Below are 25555 nucleotides of genomic sequence, written 5' to 3' on the forward strand. Positions count from 1 at the left end.
ATACGTTTAGCAAACAGCTGGCATCTATTCGGCCCAGCCTGTTTGTGTCTTGAACAGATCCGCACAAATTACGGAAGAAAACAATTCCATGTGCGCTAAACCTAAGCCTCATCAGCGAATCAAATGAGTAATTTATATTTGTTTTCTTTCTTTGTCCGGTAAGCAACTGACTGCTTACTCAAAACCTATGTCTCGTAAACCCGTTTCGTTATGACCTCCGACCGTCGTTCGTTTTTGAAACAAGCTGCTGGCTCCTTAGCGGCCATGGCCATTGTGCCGACTGCTTTCGCCGAAGCTCCCGCGAAGAAGATGTTCTTCGATATTTCGCTGGCCGAGTGGTCGCTCCACAAAGCGCTGTTCGGCAAGAAGATCACCAACCTGGACTTCCCCGGCATTGCCCGTAAAGAGTTCGATATCAGCATTGTTGAGTATGTAAACCAGTTCTTCAAGGATAAAGCGCAGGACAAAACTTACCTGAACGACTTGCTGGCCCGATGCAAGGACAACGGCATCACCAACAACCTCATCATGATCGACGGCGAAGGTAATCTGGGCGCTTCGGACACAGCCGAACGGATGAAAGCAGTTGAGAATCACCACAAATGGGTTGAATGTGCTAAATACCTGGGCTGTAAAACCATTCGGGTTAATGCCGCCGGACAAGGCACGGCTGAAGAAGTGGCCAAAGCCGCCGTTGACGGCCTGAGTAAACTGGGCGAATTTGCCAAAACGATGAACATCAATGTGATCGTGGAAAACCACGGCGGCTACTCGTCCAACGGGCAGTGGCTGTCGGGGGTGATGAAGCAGGTAGGCATGAAAAACGTAGGTACCCTCCCCGATTTCGGGAACTTCTGCATCAAGCGGGGCGATAACCACACCTGCGCTGAGGAGTATGACCGCTACAAGGGCACTGCCGAACTGATGCCCTTTGCCAAAGGCGCTTCGGCTAAATTTTACGACTTCGACGCCAGCGGCAACTGTGTTGAAACCGACTACAACCGGATTCTGAAAATCGTGAAAGACAGCAAGTTCAAAGGCATAATTGGTATCGAATACGAAGGCGATAAGATGGACGAATACGCCGGTATCCGACAGGCCAAAGCCGTGCTGGAACGGGTTGGACCCATAGCTTAAGAAGTCCGTAGTATCATTTTTGTGGCCTGTCTACGCACGAACATGCGTAATCAGGCCACTTTTTTAGCCTTCCTGTTGTTCCCTTGAAACCTATACTTACGTCAGGTTTCGATTCATTCAAACGTATGTCAACCACGCAACAATCTGTTACCCTCAGCTTTATTGGCAATGAGCCGGTTACCGGCGACGGTAACTTTTTCAAGGCCTTTGCGCCCTCCCTTCACGAGAACCTTGCCGACGAGTTCGCGAACGTATCCGCTGAGCAGGCTAATCTGGCCATCGACAAAGCTGCCGAAGCTTTTCCGGTTTATTCCAAGCTGAGCGGGGCACAACGAGCCGACTTTCTAGAGGCCATTGCCGCCGAAATAGAAGCCATTGGGGATGAACTCATCGAGCGGGCGGTGCTGGAAAGCGGATTGCCCACGGGCCGTATCTCGGGCGAGCGGGGCCGCACAACCGGTCAGCTACGCTTGTTTGCGAGTGTACTCCGGGAAGGCTCCTGGGTGGATGCCCGCATCAATCCGGCCCTCCCCGACCGTCAGCCCCTCCCCCGTCCCGATTTGCGCCGGATGCTGGTGCCTCTCGGACCGGTGGTCGTTTTTGGGGCCAGTAACTTTCCGCTGGCCTTCTCCGTAGCCGGTGGCGATACGGCATCGGCATTGGCCGCCGGTTGTCCGGTTGTCGTTAAAGCACACCCCTCTCATCCGGGCACATCGTCCTTAGTGGGGCAGGCAATCGTATCGGCTGCGGTAAAAACGGGCATGCCCGATGGCGTCTTTTCGCTACTGCATGCTGACATTGATGTAGCCCAGCAACTGGTAGCGCATCCGGCCGTGAAAGCCGTTGGTTTTACGGGCTCAAGGTCCGGAGGACTGGCGTTGTTGCGCGTGGCACAGAGCCGTCCCGAGCCTATACCTGTTTATGCCGAAATGAGCGCGGTCAATCCATTTGTTGTGCTGCCGGGGGCCATTAGTCAGGAGAGCGGTCCAAATTCAGCGGCTACGGTTGCGGCCGGATTAGCGGGTTCGATAACGCTGGGCGTAGGCCAGTTCTGTACGAATCCGGGATTGGTTTTCTTACTTGACTCACCTAAAACGCAGGTTTTCCTGGATACGGTAGCGGAAAAAATCCGGGCATCAGCACCAGCCACGATGCTGAATGCGGGTATTTGTCAGGCGTATCAAAAGGGCGTTCAGCAAAACCGGATCATTCCCGGCGTTCACGTGCTGGCCGAAGCCGACGTTGATGCCGAAAGCAGCCAAACGCAGGGACGCCCGGCCGTGTTGAGCACGACGGCCCCTATTTTCCTGAGCAGTCCGGCACTGGGTGAAGAGGTTTTCGGACCAACGTCATTGATTGTTGTTTGCGCAACCGAAGCCGAGCTGGAAGAATGTCTGACAACGCTCGAAGGACAACTCACAGCCACTATTTACGCAACAACGGCGGAGCTGACCTTCTCATCTGTCGATTGGGTTTCTCTGCTTCAGGCGAAAGCGGGGCGGGTCTTGTTTGGCGGCTACCCAACAGGTGTCGAAGTATCGGAAGCGATGACCCATGGTGGGCCTTTCCCCGCTACGAGCGATAGCCGGTCTACATCGGTAGGTACAGCCGCTATTTTTCGGTTTGTCCGTCCCGTCACCTACCAAAGTTTTCCCGATGAGTTACTACCGGCGGCTTTACAAAACGCTAATCCGCTCGGTATCTGGCGTAATATCGATGGTAATATGACAAAGTAAACAGTAAAAAAAGGGAAAGCGGTGCCACGGATAAAACCGTGGCACCGCTTTCCCTTTTTTTACTGTTTACTTTAAACTTCCCATGCCGCCATCAATGCCGATGACCTGACCGGTTATCCAGCTCGCCTGATCGGTGAGTAAGTAGGCCGCCATACCGGCAATGTCTTCAGGTGTACCATACCGGTTCAAAGGGTGCCTTTTGTTGGCGGCATCCCGTTTGGTATCATCGCCCAGCAGGAAACCCGCCAACGGTGTGTCTGTCAGAGAAGGTGCCAAAACATTCACCCGAACATTAAAGGGAGCCAGTTCAGCCGCCAGCGATTTACCAAGTCCTTCAACTGCCGATTTGGCAACTGAAACCGACGAATGCATACCCATTCCCAACTTGGCGGCAACTGTGCTGAATAGAATGATACTGGCCGATTTCGACTTTTTGATGACCGCGTAACTAGCGTGAATGGCACTCACGGCACCTAGTACATTTACCTCGAAATCACGACGGTAATCGTCCAGGGTAAGCCGCTGAAAAGGTTTGAGGTTGATCGTGCCCGGGCAATAAACCAGCCCATGCAACGTGTCGGGTAATTGATTCAGTGCGTCAACGGCTGAAGTCTGGGTAATATCCCACACCATGTGGGTAGACTGAATGCCTTCCGGCTGTGTCCGACCGGCCGTGAAAAGCGTGGCTCCCTGCGCCTGAAGTTGCAAAGCCAGCGAATGACCAATACCCGAACTCGCACCAATGATGAGAATATTTTTACCCTGCATTTTTTAAGTTGATGAAGTGTAATTGATGTAAAGCTCCCTGAAACAGGTATTAGTCCGGTTTTAGGGGTTTACAAAAAAACTTTGGTACGCTAAATGTTCACGCTCGGCTGTGTAACATACCGAAGTAGCTCCTGCTTGGTGGCATCTTCAGAAAATTTGCCACTGTAGGATGCCGTAATTGTTGAACTATTGACGTCGTGGATACCCCGCGTTGACACGCACAAATGCTTTGCATCAATGATTACAGCCACATCTTCCGTTTCGAGCACACGCTTCAGCTCCTCGGCAATCTGAACCGTCAGGCGCTCCTGTACCTGTGGACGCTTACTAAAATATTCTACGATACGGTTTAGTTTCGACAAGCCAATTACCTTACCGCTGGAGATATAAGCCACGTGTGCTTTGCCCATAATGGGAACAAAATGGTGTTCGCAGTAGGTCTGGACGGTAATGTCTTTCTCGACAAGCATCTCGTTATAACGGAACTTGTTGTCGAACAAAGTCGCTTTGGGCTTGTTGGCGGGATTCAGGCCGCTAAACACCTCGTTTATATACATTTTAGCGACCCGGCGGGGCGATCCTTTCAGACTGTCATCGGTCAGGTCCAGGCCTAAAATGCTCATTATTTCCCGGAAATGTTCTTCAATAAGGTCAATTTTCAATTCATCGTCCAGCGCGAAGGCATCCGGACGCATGGGTGTATCAATGGACGACGCACCGTGCGCATCACCGATTTCGTCCACCAGTTCGTCTGTATCGACGCCATCCAGCGTATACCCATTTTTATGGCTGCCAAGTACTGGCTGACCATTTAACGGGGTGCTGTTAGACGGGGTATTCGACGAAGTTCCGTTCAGTTTCATAAAGTCTGATTTTAAGGTCTAAGCCCTCGTTAAGTTGATTACGTAAAATGTTATGGATGACGATGGCAATGTTTTCGGCCGATGGGTTCAGGTCAGCAAACTCCTCGGTATCCAGATTTAAATTCTTATGATCGAATCGGTCTAAGACGTGTTCCTTCACAATGTCGCTAAGTAGTTTCATGTCGATCACATAACCCGTTTCGTCATCAATTGGGCCGGTAACCTGCACAATCAACTCGTAATTGTGACCGTGGTAATTGGGATTGTTGCATTTGCCGTACACCCGCGTGTTTTTCTCGTCCGACCAATTGGGGTTATTCAGACGATGAGCCGCGTTGAAATGTTCTTTCCGAAACACCGCAACCCGTGGGGCACTAGCCCGAAGATTATCCATAAAAATGAATCGAATTAAAGTTCGATCAACCTGTCGTTACAAAGTTTGTGTACAACACAGGCAGACAGCCGAGCGGGTAGCCAGAACGCTCTTTAGTATGCGATTGATACTTTACAAACCGATGATTCGTCAATTTTGTTCAACGTTTCCCAATAAAGATTAAACAAAATTTTCATACGGTTCAGGGTAATAACATCCACTCATCAGGTAATGTTCCCTCTCATGTACTCAGCCAGTGAGCGCGGAACCAGACAGGATACGCCCCCGTTCTGACCCCATGACACGCTTACGAAAACCAATGCTACTAACACTATTCATCATTACCGGATTGATTGCCAGCACCTTTCTGTTCATGCAGCAGAGCACATTTGGGAGCGACCCAGCCACTTCTCGTTTGGAGCGAGTTAAACGATCACCCAATTATCGCGATGGCTCGTTTCAAAATCTGGAAAAAACCGAAGTAATGCGCGAAAATGCCTCGTACATGGGTATGATGAGGGATTTCTTTAACAAAGCAACAGATAACATACCCCCTAAACCATTACCCTCTGTTCGCACAGATCTGAAAGCACTTTCGGATTCCGTTCCCACCGTTGTCTGGTTTGGTCACTCGTCCTATCTTATAAAATCAAAAGGGGTTACCATTCTCGTTGATCCGGTTTTTAGTGGAAATGCGTCGCCCGTTTCGTTTTTCGGGAAGGCATTTCCGGGATCTGATGTGTACAAAGTGGAGGATATGCCGGAAAAGATAGATATGCTGGTGCTCTCCCACGACCACTACGACCACCTCGACTACCAGACCATCAGGCAGCTTATTCCGCGAGTTAAAAAATTCTACACGGCACTTGGCGTTGGCGCTCACCTCGAACGCTGGGGTGCTTCACCCGACCAGATTGTCGAGTTCGACTGGTGGGAAAGCCACCACGTTGACGGTGATATTGACATGACGGCGGTTCCGGCACGCCATTTTTCAGGCCGTAGTTTGGCACGGGGTAGAACTTTATGGACTGCTTTTGCGCTCAAAATACACGGCTATTCACTGTATCTGGGTGGTGATTCAGGCTACGGCAAGCACTTTAAGGAAATCGGCGACAAATACGGCCCATTCGATCTGGCTATTCTCGAATGCGGACAGTACGGGAAAGACTGGCCCAATATACACATGTTTCCCGAAGAGGTAGCCACGGCGGCACAGGACCTACACGCCAAAACCGTGTTACCAGTACACTGGGCTAAATTTTCCCTTTCCATCCACGGTTGGACCGAATCCGTTGATCGGTTTACCAAACGGGCCGCCGAACAAAAGCTGGACGTTACAACGCCTATGATTGGTGAACCCCTGTCGGTAGGTGTAAACTATCCTAAGTCGACCTGGTGGCGCTATTAGGTGGGTTGATGGTGCAAGGCCGGGCCACGTTGGTTCTGGCCTTACACGATCCATAGCCATTAACCGGTACAAATGGGTAAAAAAGACGCGTCGTATGTTTTTTGATACGAAACCTCGTTATTTGGTTCGTAAAAATCTACTACGCTCCTATTGCTATGCAGACACCCACCCGGCGCCAGTTTATTCGTACGGCTGCTCTTACCGGCGCAGCTACTTCTGTGGCAACGACCTCCGTTTTTCCAGCTATTCTAACGGGTGCCAAACCCGCCGACCCTAAAGTCCGGCTGGCATTTATTGGCGTTGGTTCACGAGGACGCAGCCATGTGGAACAGGCCCTTTACCGCGACGACGTCGAAATTACGGCTATTTGCGACCCCGCCCCGGAAGCCATCAGCCGTACAAAGGCCATGATCGAAAAGGCCGGCCGGAAAGCACCAGTGGCCTACAGCAAGGGAGACGAAGCGTTTAAGGATATGCTCAAACGCGACGACATCGATGGCGTCGTGATTGCTACACCCTGGGAGTGGCACGTTCCCATGGCCGTAGCGACCATGCATGCGGGCAAATATGCCGGTGTGGAAGTATCGGCAACGGTGACGCTTAAAGAGTCGTGGGATTTGGTCAATGCGTTTGAGAAAACCGGGTCGCCCTGCATGATTCTGGAAAACGTTTGCTACCGTCGCGATGTGCTGGCGGTGCTGAACATGATCCGCAAGGGCATGTTTGGTGAGATGACCTATGCACACTGCGGCTACCAGCACGACTTACGGAATATCAAATTCAACGACGGCAAATCGATTGGGGGTGTTGGTGCCGAATTTGGCGAGAAGGGCTACTCCGAAGCCCACTGGCGTACGCAGCACTCCGTCGACCGAAACGGCGATTTATATCCAACCCACGGCCTCGGACCAGTAGCACACTGGCTCGACATTAACCGGGGAAACCGCTTTACGCACCTGACCAGTACGGCTACCAAAAGCCGGGGTCTGCACAAATACGTAGTTGACAAAGGTGGACCAAACCATCCCAATGCCAAGGTCAATTTTAAACTTGGCGATGTAGTCACCACCGTTATTCAGTGCGCCAATGGAGAAAATATCGTGATCATGCACGATACAAATTCCCCTCGCCCCTACTCGCTGGGGTTCAGAGCCCAAGGCACCAATGGCATCTGGATGGACGATAACGACATGATCTATCTGGAAGGTGTCTCGCCAAAGCCCCACAGTTGGGAGCCCTTTGCGGCCTATCAGGAAAAATACGATCACCCCCTCTGGAAACGTCACGCTCAAACAGCCGAGAATGCTGGCCACGGAGGCATCGATTTCTTCGTGCTTCGCGCCTTTATCGAATCGATAAAAGCCAAAGGTCCGGTTCCCATCGACGTGTACGATGCAGCTGTCTGGAGTGCCATCAGCCCCTTATCCGAGCAGAGTATTGCCGGAGGGAGTAAGCCCATCGAAATTCCTGATTTTACCAAAGGCAAGTGGAAAACGAACAAGCCAATCTTCGGATTAACGGATAATTTTTAACGAATCATCTAAAGTCCGTAGTAAAACGCACGTGCGGCAATCCGGCAAGCTACCCAGGCCGCCACGTCATTTGACCGATACGAGCGATTGTTGGGATTGGCATTCACCTTCCAGGAACCTTCGTTCGTGTCGGCTATTAGTTTCGGATTATCTGAATTAAGTAAGCCGGGTACCCACACCACCTTAAGTGACGTACCCGGCTCAATAAATTTATAGCCTGGAAACGGTTTGTAACGGTCTTTATCGGGAAGAGAGATGACTTTCAGATCGTCGTACCGCTGATTAGGGTCCCAGAGCGAATCAACAAATGTATCGCCCTCGTAAATGAACCGGTAGTTCTCTTAAAGACAAATCGCCTTACGAAGCCATTGAAGAACAGGGGCCCTCTATATTTGACTCATGGCCTGAGAACGTAGCTCATTCAACAGAACCCATAGTGATTATTAGAAAACCTAAAAAGAACCTTTAAACTGTTTTCCAGTGGATCATAGCCGTATGTATACAGTCGTATCAATATGCCATCAGCCTGCCTGCTTTCGGAGTTGAGACTAGTACGTTAACAAAATTGAATTAATCCCTGCTCATTGAAAAGTAAAGCTGTGAGCTATTCTTTTTAATCTGTATGGTATTTTTTTACCGGTTATGTCCTTTTACCTTTTTTGAGAAGTAGACCAATTCGCAGATCTAAAACATTAATTTGTAACGGACTTTAGATGGTGAATTCGATTTCTATCTTTAATTTGTAAAAAATTTTAAAATCTATTACCCCTTCACCTGCTCTTACCAGACAAACAAACCAATGACACCTACTGCTCCGCCTAAAACCCAAAATTACACCGGTCCGTTGCTCATCATCGGTGCCCTTTTCTTTGTTTTTGGCTTCGTTACGTGGGTCAACAGCGTATTGATTGCTTTTTTCAAGCAAGCCTTTAATTTGAGTACGGTCGGCTCCAACCTGGTTGCTTTCGCCTTTTTCATTTCCTACACGCTGATGGCCATTCCATCGTCGGCGCTGTTGAAGCGTACAGGTTTTAAAAATGGTATGTCGATGGGCTTGCTCATTATGGCGGTTGGCACCATCATTTTCGTACCCGCTGCCAAAGCCGTTTCATACCCACTCTTTCTGGTTGGTTTATTTCTGATCGGTATTGGCCTGACGGTGCTGCAAACAGCCTCCAACCCATACGCAACGATTCTGGGCCCCCGTGAAAGTGCCGCCCAACGAATTAGTTTCATGGGTGTGGCCAATAAGCTGGCGGGCATATGCAGCCAGTTTATTTTTGGCGGACTGCTGTTAACGGGTGCCAACGCAGTTTCGGGAGCGGCCACGCTGGAAAAAGTTGTAACGCCGTACATGATTCTCACCGGTGTACTGATCTTGCTGGCGATACTTATCCGTTACTCCAATCTGCCTGAAGTTTCTGAAGAGCAGGACGATGCCCCCGCTGAATTAACGGCACGAACCAGTGTCGGGCAATTTCCGAATCTGGTATTAGGAGTAGCCGCCATCTTCTGCTATGTGGGTGCCGAAGTCATTGCCGGTGATACCATTATCAACTACGGTAAGGCGATGGGCTTCACTAATGACGAAGCCAAATACTTTACAACTTATACACTATATGGTTTACTGGCTGGCTATATCCTCGGCATTGTGGCGATCCCTAAATACATTTCGCAGCAAATGGCCCTGCGTGTTGGCTCGATTCTGGCTCTGATCCTTACAACAGGCGCGATCCTGACCGACGGCTTTGCCTCAATCCTGTGCGTAGCGCTGTTAGGTTTTGCCATCTCGCCGATGTGGCCTGCTATATGGCCGCTGGCGTTGAACCGCCTGGGTAAATTCACCAAAATTGGGTCGGCCTTGCTGATCATGGGCATTTCGGGCGGTGCTTTGCTACCCCTGCTGCATGGTTATTTGACCGATACCGTTAGCGCCAAAATGGCTTACGCGCTGCTTTTACCCTTATTTGGCTATATTCTGTACTACGCTGTAATCGGCCATAAGAAAGCGAACTGGTAATTAATTTTCAAACGCAACGAGCGCTAAGGTTTCGCAAGGAACGCCATGTATATCACTTAGCGCTCCTTGCGAAACCTTAGCGCTCGTTGCGATTACCCATGACAGTATCTACTCCCGGCCGTATCTGCCTTTTTGGCGAGCATCAGGATTATTTGGGGCTACCCGTTATTGCTGCAGCCATTTCCCGCCGTATTGAAGTGACCGCCCATTCAGCCGATCAGCCCGGATTCCGGTTGAATTTGCCGGATATAAAGGGCACCGTCGATATACCATTCGACGGGCAGGAACTGCCATACCCACAGATCCGGGACTATTTCCGCTCGGCGGTTAACGTGCTGCTGCGGGAGGGCTTTACCTTCAAAAAAGGGATTGAGGGGGAGGTACACGGCAATATTCCCATTAACTCCGGCACGTCAAGTTCATCGGCCTTGCTGGTTTCCTGGCTCAATGTACTCACGCAGCTGGCCGACCAGCCCCGACAGTTATCTCCCGAACACATTGCCGAACTGGCCTATGTAGCCGAAGTACTGGAGTTTGGCGAGCCCGGCGGCATGATGGACCACTATTCGACAGCGGTAGGCAAGGTCATTTATTTAGAGTCGCAGCCCAAGATTAGTCTTGAAAAGCTTAGCCCGCCGGTAGGCACCTTTGTCCTTGGCGATTCGCAGGAGCCAAAAGATACAATCGGGATTTTGAAGCGGGTCAAGTTCGGGATGCTGGACATCATCCGGAATTTAAAAACCATCAATCCTCAATTTGCCCTCGACTCGTCAGACATTACCGAGGTGTCGGAATTCAAGGATTTCCTGTCAAAAGACGAGTATATCCTCCTGAAAGGTAACCTCTCGAACCGTGATATCCTGCGGGATGCCCTCTCGATGTTGAGAGCCTCCGCCGATCCGGCCACTTCCTTCGACCACGTTCGTTTTGGGCAATTGCTGAACGACCATCAGGCCAATTTACGGGATGCGCAACGCATTTCGACCCCCAAAATAAACCGCATGATCGACGCTGCCCTTACGGCCGGTGCCCTAGGGGGCAAGATCAACGGCTCGGGTGGTGGCGGTTGTATGTTTGTGTATGCGCCCGAGAAACCGGAAGAAGTTGCCGAAGCTATTGAACGGGAAGGAGGAAAAGCCTATGTGATCAACGTTGCCGAAGGAACAACAATCAGTAGCTAGAAAAGGCAGGCCGTCGATTGACCGATTTCTGACGCTTACACCTCGGACAACTGCTGCTTAACTACTGCTAAGCCACGGGTTATTTCAGCGTCGAAGTCGGTCCAGTTACATTCCAGCGATAGCCCGCCCCGGTACTTTATCTGTTTGAGCGCACGGAAGTAGGGTTTAAAATCATCTCCCTTCACCCCCGGAGCTGTCCGGCTTTGCTTCTCGGCCAGGTGGCAATGCACAATGTACTGTCCGTATTTTACGATCTCTTCCGGCTTTTCATCTTCCTTAAGCATATGGTAGATGTCGCACTGCAGCCGGAACCAGGGATTGTTGACCGCCCGGATAATCTCAACGCCTTCAGCCAGGCTATTGATAAAATTCGTTTCGCCCCGGTTCAGTGGCTCAACGGCCAGCGTAACGCCATATTTCTCGGCAATGGGTGCCATCTTCTGGCAGAGGGCAATGTGCTGCGCCTTGGCTTTGTCCCGATCAAATCCATCAGGAATGAATCGCGAACCACCACTGCCAAATACAATATTTTTAGACCCGCACTCCTTTGCCCGCCGAAGTGCCAGCTCGGCCCGTTCCAGAATAGCCTCGTGGTGAATGTCGGGGCCAACGGACTTTAGCTTACCGGGAAAGAAGTAGATGTAGGATCGAACCGGTACCTTCTCCTGCTTGAGAGCCAATTGGTTTTTACCAAACTGACCATCTCCTTCATCGGGAATGAGAAAATGCCCAACGCTCTCCTCCACAAATGTATAACCCAGCCGCTTCAGCAGATCAGCCTTGTCATACGTGGTGCAAACGCCCAGCGGTAGCGAGTAGCCCGCGGCAGGTGCAGGAGCGCCCAGGGTATCGAAAGCGGTCAGACCTGCTAAAAGACTGCCAGCACACCTTATAAAATCTCTTCTTGAAGCAGGGGTTTCCCGTTGCATACGATCCAAAAAAGTACAGGTAGAAAAGAGAATGGCCTTATTTAACTACTATAAGCCCTATCGCTCTACTTTGTCATTTGCGTGAATGTAACAGCCCCGACCGTATTGGGCTTACCCGGCTCCGGCTTTGACACGGCACCAACAATTTGACCGTTCGCCTGCTTGTCAACACGAATTTCGCGGAAGCTATACTCCCCTTTCTCGTAGGCAAATGTTTCGCCGTCATCGTCGTAAAGTCGATAAAAGCCGGGCTTATTGCCGTAATACCGGACTTCGATGGGGACCGTCTCCCCGGCTTTAGGCGCGTGGAGCCGGGCGGGCATCATGGGTATAATTCCGCCGTCTTTTACGTAAACCGGAATTCGATCCAGGCCCGGCGACACCGTAATCTGCTGCCCGTTGCCAACGAGTTCGCCGGTATAAAAGTCGTACCAGTTGCCCGTTGGCAGCGTCACCGTGCGGCTTTTCTGCCCTTTGAATAAAGGGGCTACCAGCAGGTATTCCCCCGCCATGTACTGGTCTTTGATCTCTTTTTGCACCGCTTCGGCATACGGGTTCTTCTCCAGACTTTTTGTTACCAGCTCCCGCTTCACCTCCGACCGAAAACCTTCTTCCAGATTCATGGCCCGGAAGGGGGGCGTACCCTCAAAATGGTATTTGGCGAACTCGCTGTACCAGTACGGCATCATCCGCATTCGTAACAGTGCCATGTCCTGCACGGCCTGGCTCACATCGGCAAATGACCAGGGTTTTGTGCCGCTATCCCACGCATTGATCATCGCCAGGGGCGAGAAAACAACCGTTTGAAACCGGCGTATCCATTCCTCGCTACTGTCGGATGAACGCACTTCCGGCGTCCACAGTACGCCAGCGAAACTGCTGTTGATCAAGGCTGTAATAAAATCCTCGTGTTTATAATAATCGTTGTAGATCACATAAGGGAACGATGAGCCACCCGCGTTCGATGCGCGAATCAGACCAAAAGTGCGCCTGTTCTGTTTCCGGTACAATGCCTGGCTGTACTGCTGCATCAACAGCCCATAGGTCTGACGCATCTGTTCGGCGGCATGCCCGGAGGGGAAGGTAGCGACATCGGGCCAGAGCCACGAGTCATAACCATCTACCTCATCAATTTTGTAGCCGCTAACACCAATAGTCACCCCCTCTTTTGCCAGCTGGCCGAAGAAAATATCCCGTGCCTGGGGAATCGTCAGGTCCGGAACCTGGCCCGTCCAGACGGTATGCGACGCGGTAAAAGGTTTTATGGCCGGGAAGATGGAGGCCGAGGGAGCCACATAGGGATTTAGCCAGAGGTTAGCCTTCACGCCCTTATCAAGCATAGCCTGCAAAAACCCTTTTGGGTTGGGGAATCGGGTTTTATCCCATTCGAACGTGCACGGATATGATTTGCTTAGCCAACCGGGCTCCAGTCCCACCACGTCGAGCGGAAAGCCTTTCTGTTCAAACTGGTCAGCTTCGGCCTGCACCTGTTCGGCCGAATACAGCCGCTGCACCCGTTGCTGAAAACCAAGTCCCCAGCGCGGTGGCAGACAACCGCCCCCATTGAACAGGTTGAACCGTCGGACAGCATCAATCGGTTTGGGTCCGGCAAATACGAAGAATTCAACTCCGGCAGCCGGCACCAGAATTTCGACCGCATCCGAATACGGTCGGCTCGTCCAGTTTTTATCCGTATTTCGGTCCTGCGATTCGGGCGGATCATTACTGTCTTTTCGAACGGCGGTACCGGCATAAACGGTTAGGTACCGTGCCGAACTGATAAAGATACCGTAGCCATCCGAAGAAATGTAAAAGGGTGTTGGCGAATGCGTCCGACCATTATCAGAACCGCCGAAATGGTCGACATGCAGGTTCAAAATCCGGCCCCGCTGGTGGACGGTTTGGAAATTAAGCCCAAAGCCATAAAGCTGTTCGGTGCGATTAAGCGGAAAGCGCAGATACGTTTTCCCATCCACGACACGGGCCGCAATCGCTTGTTTAGGTAATGGAAAAGCAGGTTGCCCCAGTTTCGTCAGTGCCGACACGTTGGGTTTTGCTCCGCTGGCTGTTAAGAGGTTATAGCCTTCAGGCTTGCCAACGCTGCCTTTCCAGACGCCAGGCTGAAGGGGTACCCAGGTAACGACCTGCGCGTTGGCAAGCGACACCGTCATCAGTATGAGGAGAATTGTTTTCAACAGAGTCAGCATTTGCATTTGACGTCATTCGCTGGTCAACTGAACACGTCAGACCAGCGATAATTTCTACTGGATCGTGTATACCAACGGGTACCGTGTATTCACAACGGATATACCTGAAAAGCAAATTTGGCTGAACTCTACCGGAACCTCTTTGATTCAGCGCACAGAGCAGGCACTGAACGCCCCAATTAACGACTCTTTTATACAAATCGAGTACGGTGTACGGATGTAAGGCTAACGAATATTAGCTGCTCGCTGGGCTGGGAACCAGGAAGTCAGGATGGTCATCACAATGGTGAGGGCGCCCGTCAGCAGAATGTCGCTGACGTCAAGACGCACCGGGTACGCATCAATAATGGCACTTTCCATGCCCATACTGATGAAGCCGTACCGTTCCTGCGCCAGACAGATACCGACCCCTAAAATGAGACCGGTGAAGGCGCCCGTCAGCGCAATTATGGCCCCTTCGGTCAGGAAAATCCGGCGCACCATTGGCCTGGTTGCCCCCAGGGCGTACAGAATTCGGATGTCCGCTTTTTTCTCGATGACCAGCATCGACAGCGAAAAGAAAATATTAATGGACGCGACCAGAATGATGAAGGAAAGTGTCAACGCAACGAACAGCTTCTCCACCCGAATAGCCCGGTAGAGATCAACATTCAGATCATCCCGGCTTTGTACGGTCAACTTTTCGCCGACAATCGCCTGCAAGGCTTGTTTGGCATTGGCTTCGTTTGTTCCGGGGCGGAGCTGAATTTCGAGACTTGTTACTTCATTGGGTTTATAGCCAAACAACGCCCGGGCCGAGTTGATGGGGGCCAGCACAAAATTGTCGTATTTGGATTCAATGAAAAACACCCCCGATACCGTCAGCGCTTCGCGGTTGAAGGCATCGGGATTGAGGACACTGAACGACTGGCTGCTTTCGGGATACAGAATTTCAAGGGGTGTCAGAATATCGACCGGCGAAATGGTCAGGTCATTACGAACGCCATCGGCTACAATCGCATAGTTGACGCCATCCCGACGCAGCAGTAGTTTTCCTTCGAGCAGGGCCGAATCCAGTTGCTGGCGTTGCAGGTAATTATCATCCACCCCCTTCATCCGAACCACCGTCTGGGCATTACCGTAGCGGGCCAGCGCGTTATCCTGCGCAACAGCCGTCATCAGATTAACCCCCGGCACTTTTTGCAATCGTGTGATCAAGTCGGGCGTCGCCAGAAACCGTTTTCCCTGCTTTGGCACCACGGTCATATCGGCCTCAAACGTTCTGAATATCTGCCGGTTCAACTCTTCCATCCCATTAAATACCGACAGCACCACCACCAGGGCCATCGTTCCAACGCCCACACCAAGCATGGACAGGATCGACAGCCAGCTAATGAAACTGCGTTTTTTACGGGAAAAGAAATACCGGCGGGCAATCCAGGCAGGGAGATTCATTCATTAAAGAGCGAAAGGGTGAAAGAGCGAAAGAGTGACAAGGTGAAAAAGCGGCTCTCTCCATTCGCTCTTTCACCCTTTCGCTCTTTCACTCATCCTCATCTTCCGCCGGGGCGGGGGGGATGTCGAGGCCGGAGAAGAGTTTATCCATTTTATCGGCATAATCGGCCGTATCGTCCAGGAAGAAATGCAGCTCGGGAACGATGCGTAACTGGTGTCGCACCCGGTCGCCCAGGTGTTGGCGGAGGGTTTTACCTTTTTCCTGAATCGTTTCCAGCAGAAGTTGTTTATTCTTGGTAGCCAGGAAACTCAAATACACGCGTGCGACGCTCAAATCAGGTGATATGCGCACGCTGGTGACGGTAATAAAGGCACCATTGAACAAATGCGGCACTTCGCGCTGAAAGATTTCACTCAAATCTTTCTGAAGCTGCCGGGATACTTTCTGCTGTCGTTTCGATTCCATACTTGTGGTACTTGGGTACTAAACTGAACGGTCCAACGCGCGGAATGGTTTACACTCTGCCAGACCTCTATGCTGCAAATATCCGCCCATTTTTCCGTTCTGCCGAAATTGACTGTAATTTTACTGGTATTAAAGGAGTAAGGGAGTACGTAGTACGTCAATAAACAACACGTACCCGCAACACGTATAACTTACTGCTTTGTTAACTTATTACGGTCTTGCTACGCTTCTTTCAATCCTATTTTCCTTATCAATACGTCAGTCTGTTAGGCTTATTGCTTTTAATCAGGTTGCCATTACTGCTGCATCCGTTTCCGCTGCTGATCCCGGAGTTGAACTGGATGATCATTGGCGAGCAGATGAGCCAGGGCAATTTGCTCTACCGTGATATCTGGGACAGCATTAGTCCTCTGTCGGCCTTAGTTTATTGGGGCATTGACAGTTTGTTTGGCCGTTCGCCCATTATGCTTTATGGGGCGGCAACGCTCGTTTCCATTTTCCAGATCGTTTACTTCAATTACCTGACGAATAGTAGAGATGTGTACCCGGACCGGTCATTCTGGCCAGGCCTGATCTACATGCTGTTCATGCACCTCTCCTTCGACTGTCTGACGCTCTCGCCGGTATTGATGTCGACCAGTTTTCTGTTACTGGCCTTTGGAACGCTCACGAAGCAAATGGACCGGCGGGGAGCCACCGACGAAGTTTTTGAAGTAGGCTTTTACATCGGCATTGCTGCGCTGTTTTATCTGCCTTCAGCGCTGTTCATTTTGTGGGCAATTCTGTCGCTGCTTTTTTATACGGGCGCGTCCCTGCGTCAGTATTCGCTATCCCTGTTCGGCTTTTTGTTTCCCTTTGCTGCCACCGTACTGTTTTATTACCTCAGCGACAGCCTCGACGATTTCAACCGGAATCTGCTGGCGTCGGTATTTCGGGTTCGCCAATATTCCTTGTCAGACTTTCAGTCGCTCCTTGCCTCGCTCTTCATTCCACTGGGCCTGGGCGTATTGGGCTTTTTGAGTCTGTTTAACCGACCCGGTCGTTATGTAAACTTTCAGCAGCGGGTACAACAAATTATGGCCATCTGGTTTGTGATTGCGTTTCTAACCATCGCCCTGATGCCCTTTCTGGCACCCATGATGTTTTTGAGTTTTGTGCCCTCCATGGCGTACTTCGCCTTTTACTACTTCGAAAATATCCGCAAAGCGTGGCTGGCCGAAATTACGTTTCTGATTGCCTTCAGCCTGATGCTTTTACTGTTTTATCAGGGCGCAATCGGTCTGATTCCGGGCGCCGACCTGGGGCGTTTGAGTAGTTTGCGCGTTAGACCCTCTCCCCTGCCAAACGACATCAAAAACCGGCGCGTTCTCATCATTGGCGAAGACCTGAGCGCTTACCGGCAAAACCGACTGGCTACCCCTTATCTGAACTGGGACCTGGCCAAATACGATCTTAAAAATCTGGATAACTACGAATCCGTCATCAACGTTTTTGACCACTTCCGGCAGGACCCGCCCGATTATATTATTGATCGCGAAAATGTAGTCGACAAGCTGTTTCAACGGGCCCCCGCCCTCGCCGTTCAGTACGAAAAAACCGCCGAGGCAGGCATTTACAAACGAAAATAACGGCCTATTTACGAGCTATGGCCATTCGGTGGTTGCCAGCACTCGAAAAAAATCGTAAATCGTACTTTATACATTATACTTCGTCCTTCACTATGGCCTCTTCGTTTACCAACAAACGTACTAACCTATACATTTTCCTCAGTGCCGTTTTTTTGACCAACGCACTCATTGCCGAAATAATTGGCGTCAAGATCTTTTCGGCCGAAACACTGCTGGGCACAAAACCCGCCCAAATTCACTTATTCAGCGACTTCGTTCTGGACTTCAACCTTACGGCGGGCGCGGTCATCTGGCCGTTTGTCTTTATCACGTCCGACATCATCAATGAGTATTTTGGCAAATCGGGCGTTCGGCGCATCTCTTTTCTGACGGCTGGTTTTGTTGGCTATAGCTTCCTGATCATTTACGCCGTGACAACGCTCCCCCCCGCCCAGTTCTGGCTCGATGTAAATGCGAAAGATGCGGCTGGTAACGCCATCAACATCAACAATGCCTTTCAGATGATCTTTCGGCAGGGGCTTGGGATCATTATCGGTTCGCTGACAGCCTTCCTGATCGGGCAGATTCTGGATGTATCTGTTTTTCACTCGCTCCGTAAAATTACCGGCAGCCGGCAAATCTGGCTTCGTGCTACCGGCTCAACGCTTGTTTCGCAGCTGGTCGATTCGTTTGTGGTGCTGGGGATCGCTTTTTATGTGTTTGGCAACTGGTCGCTCACCCAGGTACTGGCCGTGGGCATTATCAATTACATCTACAAGGCCACCACGGCGGTTCTCCTGACTCCGTTGCTTTACGTGGCACACTTCTTCATCGATCGGTACTTGGGGAAGGAGCATGCCGAAGAACTAGCCAACGAGTCGGCCATGAGTTCCTTTATGTAGCAATCAATAAGAACCACCAATTTTTCGTCGGCTCAGGGCTGAATTACCCTCAATGGCCGGTAACTGCTGAGGTTGGCGGGTCAGTCCGGTTGTATCGGAGAGGGAGCGTAGAAACGTAACCAACGCTGTTTTTTCGCTGCCCGACAGGTGAAGGGGTGATTTTGGCAGCGTTTGTCCATCCAGCTGAATACCGATTCCCCATCCCCCGCCCCGGTCGTAGAAATCAACCACTTCGTCCAGCGTTTTATAAACGCCATTGTGCATGTAGGGAGCGGTTAACGCAACATTTCGAACGGTTGGGGTTTTAAAGGCAAACCGGTGTCTGTCTTTCTGATACGTGTAAAACTTTCCCATATCCAGATCCAGCCGGGCCTTATGTGTTTTTGCCCGACGGGGAATACCAATGATCTCACTCTCCGTTTTTTCGTAATGGGGCGGCACGAACCCATTATAGATCGGGAAGAAATGGCAGGTAGCACAACGGGCTTTCCCCAAAAACAGGTTTAGTCCCTGCACCTCATCAGTCGATATAGCAACGGACTCTCCGCGCAGATACCGATCTATCGGCGCGTTCAGACCCACCAGACTACGAACATAACAGGCAAGGGCATTGCGTACATTAGGGGCCGTTAGCCCCGCAGGAAATGCCTCACCAAACAGTTTCTTATACGCTATGCTCGCCGATAACTTTTTCACGATCTCTTCGCCCGATGTGCGCATTTCAGATACGTTTGTCAGTACATCATGGGCCTGGTCTTCCAGGTAAATGGCTCTGGAGTCGTAAAACTGCGCGTTTTGCAGGCCCGCATTGATTAGCGTCGGGGCATTTCGCAACACACGCTTCCGGCCGCTCAACGACTGACTTTTAGATAGCCCATCCGTAAAGGCACGCTCGGGTTGGTGACAGGAGGCACAACTGCGGGTATTGTTTCCGGACAACAAAGGATCAAAAAACAGGATTCTGCCTAACAGTACCTTCTGGGGGGTACTTCTGAAGGCTCCGAAATTAATGAGATAGTCGGACTGAAACGCCCCCGAATCCGATAGGGTTGCCGCCGATGGCGACAGGAACCGATTGGAACTACCAGCCTCAATATCAAGCGTTTGCCGCATGTGCTGAACAGACCGGCAAAGCGGATACAGCTGATTCCGGATAAAGGATACCCGATCGAATTGCTTAAAATCATCAGCGTGTTCAAGGGTGCGAATAGCATCCATCCAATGCTGTTCGATCTGAGCGGCCTGGGGTTGAGCGAGTTGGCGTGTATAGGGCACACAAGCCTCATGAAGAGAGTGCAGACTAACAGCCGCTTCCGACAGGCCCGTTAGAGCCTCTGGAGCATCATAACCGGTTAGACCAGCCGTGAGTATTCGGAACAATTGCTGCCGTGTCGCTTCCAGAACATCCGCGTCGGTGATTTGACCGGAGGGTATACTTTGCTCTAATCGAGCCGCGTAGGTCAGTAATGCGGTGAGTTCGTGCGTCAGGACTGCTTTGCCGGAGCGTTCATAAGTCGGAAACAGGAACGGCTCCACCACCTGTAAGCCACTGGGCAGCACGGGCGTCTGACCCGGCTCAGTGCCTTCCACCTCAACAACCGGGGGTCCATTAATATGGGTAGCCAGAAAGGGCTGAAAGTATTCCAGCAACCACTCGATTCGCTTGTAGGCAACCCGACTACGCCGAAAAGAGGCCCGTAGGGAATCGTCCGGGGCATCGATCGCTACGTAGTGAGCTAACTGCTGTACCTGCTGATTGAATCGGTTGTTGTCGGCAATAAAGCGATCATAGATCGGCTGATCTTTGGGGAGCGCCGGTTTAGGCAAAAAAGCGGGAATCGTGATAATCAGGAGAAACAGACAAACGAAGCGGTATGACGTAGTAACGTGTTTGTCTGGCATACTCAAACATCGGGTTTGGGTCTTAAGCGAAGCGCTGACAGGGGCCGTTTACCAACCAACGACTTGACTGTAAAGCAAAACTAGCTATTCTTACCCGACGTTTATCTATTATTTTATTCTTTTCCGGTACCAGGGAGAGGTGGACAAACTGGAAAGAGAAGGCACTTTAACATCTGCTGGCGGCTGGATGGATAACAGGCTGATGGCCACACCAATTTTTACTTTCAACCGCGAAAACGCATACGTATACTTCTGATCGGCAGAAATTGCTTTATATAAAAGCATCGCCCGCAGATCTTTCTCACCGTAGTCGACAAGCATGTTCCACGACTTGATAAACGTTGAGTTGGTGGGGTCAAGTTGCTTTAGTTTCCAGACAAGCTTTGTCACGCGTTCATGTGCAGCAGCCAGATCGTTAGGACCATTTTCGGCATTCATCTGCTTGATAGTACTGTTTTCCAGTAAAATATAGCTTAATAAGGATTCCATAGCCATTAGCAGGGGGCGAATAAGAAAGGCAAAACATTGATTGAGCCCGCCTTAATCAGCTGAGTGTTCGACGTCAAAAACGGATCACAACTTAGTTGATTTAATTACTTAGACTCACAACTTGCTCTTTCGTTACACAGTTCTTAAAAATTTACCATATAAAACTTTTAATATTAACATAGAATTACCTTTATCTACAGAAATTCCTATTTCGAAGCATATAAGGTAACCACTACTTTAATACAACAAGTCGTATATTTGTAATCAATTATACCGAAACTTGTACACTACAAAGTTAACCATATTGTCAATATGAATAATAAAAGATGTGTCATCTTTTATTATGTAATGACCTAAATAGTATATATGATAAATAATTTGTAATTTATTTTCCATATATTGCAATTATTGTTACCACATAAACAAAATCAAAAACACCTTTTATAATAGTAGGGGAAATGATTTTAGTTATATACCCAGTATCAACATTTGTTTATTACCTTGTTCTGAAAACGTAGGGATACGCTTATCGGTCGCAATCGCTTACAGGACTTTCGGCTTATTTTAGTTTATATACAACGTATCTTCTATTTTAAAGACCTTCACTATATGAAACTCAGGCAGTCAATCTACGACGCTGACCAGGGTAAAACGATAACCGAAACAGAGGGATTCTCGGCGTCGGCGGCTCAACTGGTACTTGCTTTCGGCGAACGTAGCCTTCTTGACGATCCCGATCGATATCTTCAACTTCGCGAGCAATACCCCACCGCTGCGATTGTGGTCAACTCTACGTCAGGCGAAATTTTTGAGGATAAAGTCTCCGACGATAGCATCGTTGTTACAGCTATTGAATTTGAAAAAACGACTATTCGGTCCGTTCAGATTGACATAAAAGCCCTTCATGAAAGTTATGCTGCCGGCAAGCAACTGGCTCAGGAACTGGACAGTGAAGACCTGGCCGCTATTTTTATCATCTCCGATGGAAGCGTGGTCAACGGCAGCAAATTAATTGATGCCCTGAATACCTGCCTCAATCGGATCGTGCCCATTACCGGCGGGCTGGCTGGCGATGCGGCCCGTTTTGAGCGAACCCTGGTTGGTCTGGACCAACCCCCTTCCGTTGGAAAAATTGTCGGTATCGGTCTCTACGGGAAGGACCTCACGGTAGGTACCAGCTCTATGGGTGGCTGGGACGTTTTTGGGCCCGAACGGGAAGTTACCCGCTCAGAATACAATGTTCTTTATCAGATCGGCGAAAAACAGGCGCTCGATTTGTACCAGGAATACCTGGGTAAATACGCCGAAGGGCTACCGTCTGCCGCCTTGTTTTTCCCGCTGTCAATGCGAACATCGCCCGATTCGCACCCTCTGGTTCGTACAATTCTGTCTATCGACGAGACCGACCGAAGTATGACCTTTGCCGGCGACATGCCCGAAAAAAGCCTTGTCCGCTTCATGACGGCCAACCTCGACCGATTGATCGAGGCAGCTGCCGTGGCAGCCCATACGGCCATCAAGCATGTAGTGGTAGAACCGGAACTGGTCATTCTGGTGAGTTGTGTGGGTCGGAAGCTGGTGCTGGGTCAGCGGGTAGACGAAGAGGTAGAAGCCGTACGGGATGTGTTTGGCCCCGGTCCTGTTATAACCGGCTTTTACTCCTACGGCGAAATATCGCCCATTGCCCCCAACGCCCGTTGTGAGCTACACAATCAAACCATGACCATTACTGTATTCTCGGAAAAATAAAGCATGGACGCTAAACCAATGCATAAAGTGCTCGTCAGGCAGCTCAAAAAATACTTGCCTGACAACGCATTTCAGCCCGAACAATTTCAGCAGTTTATCAGAGCGGTTAATGAGTCGTATCATAATTTCGAACGCGACAAGGAATTGTTCGAGCACTCTTCCATTATGAATGAACGCGAATACGCGGACATTAATAACAAGCTCAAAGCAGAGATTGGACAGCGCGGACAATCTGTCGAGAAGTTAATTGAGGCCATTCGGACGCTGGATGTACCCGAAGTGGATGACATGCCGGATGTCAATCCGAATAACCTGATCAGCCTGTTCGACTTTCTGCAGCAGCAGCTCGAACGTCGGAAAATTATTGAGAAGGAACTACGGCAGGCCAAGGAGCAGGCCGAACAGGCTACCCTGGCCAAGTCTGACTTTCTGTCGATGATGAGTCACGAGATCCGGACACCCTTAAACGGGGTTATTGGCTTTACGGATTTGCTCCTTAAAACCAATACAGATACCACTCAGCAGCATTACCTATCACTGGTCAACCAATCGGCGAATTCATTGCTGGACATTATCAATGATATTCTCGACTTCTCCAAAATTGAAGCCGGCAAGCTGGAACTGTCCATTGAGAAGGTAGATATTCTGAATTTTAATAGCCAGGTGTCCGATATGATCAAGCTGCATGCCCACCAGAAAAAGCTGGAAATGCTGCTGAATATTGAGCCCGACATACCTCGCTTTATCTGGACTGACGCCATCCGGCTCCGACAGATTCTTATTAACCTCCTCAGCAATGCCGTTAAATTTACTCAGCATGGCGAAATTGAGCTGAAAGTCGAACGAACGGGCGCAGCAACGCAGGACGCCGTTGGTTTTCGGTTCTCGGTACGCGATACGGGTATAGGCATCGCCGAGTCGAACCAGTCTAAAATATTTGATGCCTTTGCGCAGGAAGATACGTCCACTACCCGCCGATTTGGCGGTACGGGCCTGGGCCTTGCCATTTCCAACAAACTGCTGGGGTTAATGGGCAGCAAGCTTCAGTTAATCAGCAAGACGGGCGAAGGCAGCACCTTCTTTTTCGACATTCAGTTTAAGTCGGCCTCCGGCGAGCTGGAACCCTGTATCGATCTGGCCCTGATTCAGAACGTCCTGATTGTGGATGACAACACCACCAATCGCCATATTCTGGAAGCCATGCTGGCGCTCAAAGGTATAAAAACCGAACAGGCGGGCAGTGGACTGGAAGCGTTGGAGCGCCTGAAAGCCGGACAACGATACGATGCGATCCTGATGGATTACCACATGCCGTATGTGGATGGGCTGGCAACGACCCGATTTATTCGTCAGGACCTTAGCTTGTCTGCCGAGGCATTACCAATTTTACTCTTACACAGTTCGTCAGAAGATGAGAAGGTCTTGACCCTCTGCAACGAACTTAGCATAGCGCAGCGGTTGGTCAAGCCCGTTAAAGCCGAGCAACTTTATGATGCCCTTATACACCTCAAAATACAGAAAAATGTAGTGGGTACAGCCAATAAAAACCAGCATCAGGAGGAGCAATCCAAACCGTCTCTGCAACCGGTTACCATCATGGTTGCCGAGGATAACCCGGTCAATATGCTTCTGGCCACCACGTTGATTGCACAACGATTGCCCAATGCCCGAATTCTGAAAGCCGTGGATGGCAAACAGGCTGTGGATACCTTTCAGACCGGACAGCCAACGCTGGTTTTCATGGATATTCAAATGCCCCAGATGAATGGCTACGAAGCAACCAAAGCCATTCGACTGCTGGAAACAGGCAAGCGGACGCCCATCGTTGCCCTGACGGCGGGTACGGTTCAGGGTGAGCGGGAAAAATGTTTACAGGTTGGTATGGACGATTACCTGAGCAAGCCAATTCTGCCAACGCTGCTGGAAAAAATCATTGACAAATGGCTTGCCCCGCAACAGGACACCCCGGAAGAAACTATTTCCGAAAATGACCATTTCGACCGGAATGCGTTGCGAGCCAGTATGAAGAATGATGAACGACTGGTGAGTATGCTGCTTAAAGCGGCCAAAGGGTATATGACTGCCTTCCCGGAGCGCCTTTATCAAACGCAGGCCGGTGGAGATGGCCAAAAGCTGAAAGCCCTGGCCAACCAGTTGAACGGAACGGCGTCGACGGTCAATTTCACTATTCTTGCCAACTTAGCCAGCCAGCTTGAAGCGATCGACCCGGCCGATACAATACGGATCGCCAACCTGTCCGATACAATCGAAAAGGAGATCAGTTATTTAATGACTTTACTGGATAGCTGATCCGGCTTTTCCTCCCGGATCAATACCCCGCCCCAACCGTCAGTCAACGTCCTGTCTTACAAACAGGATTGATTTTTGGCGGCTATACTCCCAAAGTGTAAGGGCAGTCCGACACGGACTGATTAAGACCAATCAGGCACAACAGCGAACTTACCCAATTCGGTTAATAGGGCTAACTTGCTGGCTAAAATATCACAACTTATCGAGTAAAAAAGACAAGTCATTCTGACATAAAGACATAGCGTTGCTAGCGGTTTCCTCAGCCTGAAAATCCCCAATTTCTGAATGAGAGGAAGAAGCAGTTTAACAGGACGCGCCCGAAAGGGTGTGTCCTCTTGCTGTTTTGTATTCTTCTCAAGGCATGGGGATGCCGCAGGCTGAGTACTATAGCAGCGGAGGTTCACACCCTATTTTTTTGCCCCCTATTGAGCCTCGGGGCGTTCACCTGTATGACCCCCGACGCTCATAATGCCTACACTTACCTGGATTGGGAAAGATAAAGTAGTCAATCATCACCACGACGTTCCGTTTCGGGTTCTCGA

General features: G+C 50.3%; 19 protein-coding genes. 10 read left to right on the top strand and 9 right to left on the bottom strand.

What is annotated here, in order from left to right; genetic code table 11:
* Window positions 1-210 precede the first annotated feature (210 nt).
* Window positions 211-1137 carry a sugar phosphate isomerase/epimerase family protein gene (locus ACYVK4_RS19825; protein ID WP_461129261.1) on the top strand — a complete coding sequence of 309 codons (927 nt, stop codon included), beginning with the start codon at window positions 211-213 and terminating at the stop codon, window positions 1135-1137.
* A 125-nt stretch (window positions 1138-1262) separates the two neighbouring features.
* Entirely contained in the window at window positions 1263-2873 is a 1611-nt protein-coding gene (locus ACYVK4_RS19830) for an aldehyde dehydrogenase (NADP(+)) (RefSeq protein WP_461129262.1), read from the top strand.
* 66 nt (window positions 2874-2939) lie between these two features.
* On the opposite strand, the gene ACYVK4_RS19835 is transcribed toward ACYVK4_RS19830, so the two are convergent.
* From ACYVK4_RS19835 to ACYVK4_RS19845, 3 genes are all read right to left on the bottom strand, one after another.
* A complete protein-coding gene (locus tag ACYVK4_RS19835; protein WP_461129263.1) occupies window positions 2940-3641 on the bottom strand; it encodes an SDR family NAD(P)-dependent oxidoreductase in 702 nt (233 codons plus the stop codon).
* Window positions 3642-3730: 89 nt separating this feature from the next.
* Window positions 3731-4504: a GTP cyclohydrolase I FolE gene (folE, locus tag ACYVK4_RS19840; RefSeq protein ID WP_461129264.1), complete on the bottom strand. Its 774-nt coding sequence runs from the start codon at window positions 4502-4504 to the stop codon at window positions 3731-3733.
* Window positions 4467-4898, bottom strand: a complete 432-nt coding sequence (locus tag ACYVK4_RS19845) for a 6-pyruvoyl trahydropterin synthase family protein (protein WP_461129265.1) — start codon at window positions 4896-4898, stop codon at window positions 4467-4469. The genes folE and ACYVK4_RS19845 overlap by 38 nt, the downstream gene beginning before the upstream one ends.
* Before the next feature lie 298 nt (window positions 4899-5196).
* On the opposite strand from ACYVK4_RS19845, the gene ACYVK4_RS19850 reads away from it, so the two are divergent.
* From ACYVK4_RS19850 to ACYVK4_RS19865, 4 genes are all read left to right on the top strand, one after another.
* Complete coding sequence (locus tag ACYVK4_RS19850; RefSeq protein ID WP_461129266.1) at window positions 5197-6285, top strand: MBL fold metallo-hydrolase; 1089 nt, start codon at window positions 5197-5199, stop codon at window positions 6283-6285.
* A gap of 155 nt (window positions 6286-6440) precedes the next feature.
* Complete coding sequence (locus ACYVK4_RS19855; RefSeq protein ID WP_461129267.1) at window positions 6441-7817, top strand: Gfo/Idh/MocA family protein; 1377 nt, start codon at window positions 6441-6443, stop codon at window positions 7815-7817.
* A 799-nt stretch (window positions 7818-8616) separates the two neighbouring features.
* Window positions 8617-9837, top strand: coding sequence for a sugar MFS transporter (locus ACYVK4_RS19860; RefSeq protein ID WP_461129268.1), 1221 nt, complete (start codon window positions 8617-8619; stop codon window positions 9835-9837).
* 98 nt (window positions 9838-9935) lie between these two features.
* A complete protein-coding gene (locus ACYVK4_RS19865) occupies window positions 9936-11018 on the top strand; it encodes a mevalonate kinase family protein (RefSeq protein WP_461129269.1) in 1083 nt (360 codons plus the stop codon).
* Between the two features lie 35 nt (window positions 11019-11053).
* On the opposite strand, the gene ACYVK4_RS19870 is transcribed toward ACYVK4_RS19865, so the two are convergent.
* The 4 genes from ACYVK4_RS19870 to rbfA form a co-directional block, all read right to left on the bottom strand.
* Window positions 11054-11947, bottom strand: a complete 894-nt coding sequence (locus tag ACYVK4_RS19870) for a sugar phosphate isomerase/epimerase family protein (protein ID WP_461129270.1) — start codon at window positions 11945-11947, stop codon at window positions 11054-11056.
* Between the two features lie 65 nt (window positions 11948-12012).
* Window positions 12013-14160 (bottom strand): glycoside hydrolase family 31 protein, encoded by a 2148-nt coding sequence (locus ACYVK4_RS19875; protein ID WP_461129271.1) that lies wholly within the window; start codon window positions 14158-14160, stop codon window positions 12013-12015.
* Window positions 14161-14379: 219 nt separating this feature from the next.
* Window positions 14380-15588: an ABC transporter permease gene (locus ACYVK4_RS19880; protein WP_461129272.1), complete on the bottom strand. Its 1209-nt coding sequence runs from the start codon at window positions 15586-15588 to the stop codon at window positions 14380-14382.
* 88 nt (window positions 15589-15676) lie between these two features.
* On the bottom strand, window positions 15677-16054 hold the full coding sequence (gene rbfA, locus ACYVK4_RS19885) for a 30S ribosome-binding factor RbfA (protein ID WP_461129273.1): 378 nt from the start codon (window positions 16052-16054) through the stop codon (window positions 15677-15679).
* Between the two features lie 218 nt (window positions 16055-16272).
* Between rbfA and ACYVK4_RS19890 the strand changes: the two genes are divergently transcribed.
* A complete protein-coding gene (locus ACYVK4_RS19890; protein WP_461129274.1) occupies window positions 16273-17682 on the top strand; it encodes a hypothetical protein in 1410 nt (469 codons plus the stop codon).
* Between the two features lie 92 nt (window positions 17683-17774).
* The gene (locus ACYVK4_RS19895) at window positions 17775-18563 is read left to right on the top strand and encodes a queuosine precursor transporter (RefSeq protein WP_461129275.1); all 789 of its coding nucleotides are present in this window, start codon (window positions 17775-17777) and stop codon (window positions 18561-18563) included.
* A gap of 3 nt (window positions 18564-18566) precedes the next feature.
* On the opposite strand, the gene ACYVK4_RS19900 is transcribed toward ACYVK4_RS19895, so the two are convergent.
* Both ACYVK4_RS19900 and ACYVK4_RS19905 read right to left on the bottom strand, forming a co-directional pair.
* Entirely contained in the window at window positions 18567-20465 is a 1899-nt protein-coding gene (locus ACYVK4_RS19900; RefSeq protein WP_461129276.1) for a cytochrome-c peroxidase, read from the bottom strand.
* Between the two features lie 108 nt (window positions 20466-20573).
* A complete protein-coding gene (locus ACYVK4_RS19905; protein ID WP_461129277.1) occupies window positions 20574-20954 on the bottom strand; it encodes a hypothetical protein in 381 nt (126 codons plus the stop codon).
* 609 nt (window positions 20955-21563) lie between these two features.
* Between ACYVK4_RS19905 and ACYVK4_RS19910 the strand changes: the two genes are divergently transcribed.
* Both ACYVK4_RS19910 and ACYVK4_RS19915 read left to right on the top strand, forming a co-directional pair.
* Window positions 21564-22703, top strand: coding sequence for an FIST signal transduction protein (locus ACYVK4_RS19910; protein WP_461129278.1), 1140 nt, complete (start codon window positions 21564-21566; stop codon window positions 22701-22703).
* Window positions 22704-22706: 3 nt separating this feature from the next.
* Complete coding sequence (locus ACYVK4_RS19915) at window positions 22707-25013, top strand: response regulator (protein ID WP_461129279.1); 2307 nt, start codon at window positions 22707-22709, stop codon at window positions 25011-25013.
* Window positions 25014-25555: the final 542 nt, after the last annotated feature.

Source organism: Spirosoma aerophilum (genome assembly GCF_054782495.1).

Excerpts from the sequence above, each read along its gene's own strand:
- rbfA (WP_461129273.1), bottom strand. The coding sequence starts at position 16,054 with ATGGAATCGAAACGACAGCAGAAAGTATCCCGGCAGCTTCAGAAAGAT.
- ACYVK4_RS19835 (WP_461129263.1), bottom strand. The coding sequence starts at position 3,641 with ATGCAGGGTAAAAATATTCTCATCATTGGTGCGAGTTCGGGTATTGGT.
- ACYVK4_RS19895 (WP_461129275.1), top strand. The coding sequence starts at position 17,775 with ATGGCCTCTTCGTTTACCAACAAACGTACTAACCTATACATTTTCCTC.
- ACYVK4_RS19865 (WP_461129269.1), top strand. The coding sequence starts at position 9,936 with ATGACAGTATCTACTCCCGGCCGTATCTGCCTTTTTGGCGAGCATCAG.
- ACYVK4_RS19900 (WP_461129276.1), bottom strand. The coding sequence starts at position 20,465 with ATGCCAGACAAACACGTTACTACGTCATACCGCTTCGTTTGTCTGTTT.
- ACYVK4_RS19910 (WP_461129278.1), top strand. The coding sequence starts at position 21,564 with ATGAAACTCAGGCAGTCAATCTACGACGCTGACCAGGGTAAAACGATA.
- ACYVK4_RS19830 (WP_461129262.1), top strand. The coding sequence starts at position 1,263 with ATGTCAACCACGCAACAATCTGTTACCCTCAGCTTTATTGGCAATGAG.
- ACYVK4_RS19870 (WP_461129270.1), bottom strand. The coding sequence starts at position 11,947 with ATGCAACGGGAAACCCCTGCTTCAAGAAGAGATTTTATAAGGTGTGCT.
- ACYVK4_RS19845 (WP_461129265.1), bottom strand. The coding sequence starts at position 4,898 with ATGGATAATCTTCGGGCTAGTGCCCCACGGGTTGCGGTGTTTCGGAAA.
- ACYVK4_RS19915 (WP_461129279.1), top strand. The coding sequence starts at position 22,707 with ATGGACGCTAAACCAATGCATAAAGTGCTCGTCAGGCAGCTCAAAAAA.
- ACYVK4_RS19905 (WP_461129277.1), bottom strand. The coding sequence starts at position 20,954 with ATGGAATCCTTATTAAGCTATATTTTACTGGAAAACAGTACTATCAAG.
- ACYVK4_RS19860 (WP_461129268.1), top strand. The coding sequence starts at position 8,617 with ATGACACCTACTGCTCCGCCTAAAACCCAAAATTACACCGGTCCGTTG.
- ACYVK4_RS19855 (WP_461129267.1), top strand. The coding sequence starts at position 6,441 with ATGCAGACACCCACCCGGCGCCAGTTTATTCGTACGGCTGCTCTTACC.
- ACYVK4_RS19825 (WP_461129261.1), top strand. The coding sequence starts at position 211 with ATGACCTCCGACCGTCGTTCGTTTTTGAAACAAGCTGCTGGCTCCTTA.
- ACYVK4_RS19880 (WP_461129272.1), bottom strand. The coding sequence starts at position 15,588 with ATGAATCTCCCTGCCTGGATTGCCCGCCGGTATTTCTTTTCCCGTAAA.
- ACYVK4_RS19850 (WP_461129266.1), top strand. The coding sequence starts at position 5,197 with ATGCTACTAACACTATTCATCATTACCGGATTGATTGCCAGCACCTTT.
- folE (WP_461129264.1), bottom strand. The coding sequence starts at position 4,504 with ATGAAACTGAACGGAACTTCGTCGAATACCCCGTCTAACAGCACCCCG.
- ACYVK4_RS19875 (WP_461129271.1), bottom strand. The coding sequence starts at position 14,160 with ATGCAAATGCTGACTCTGTTGAAAACAATTCTCCTCATACTGATGACG.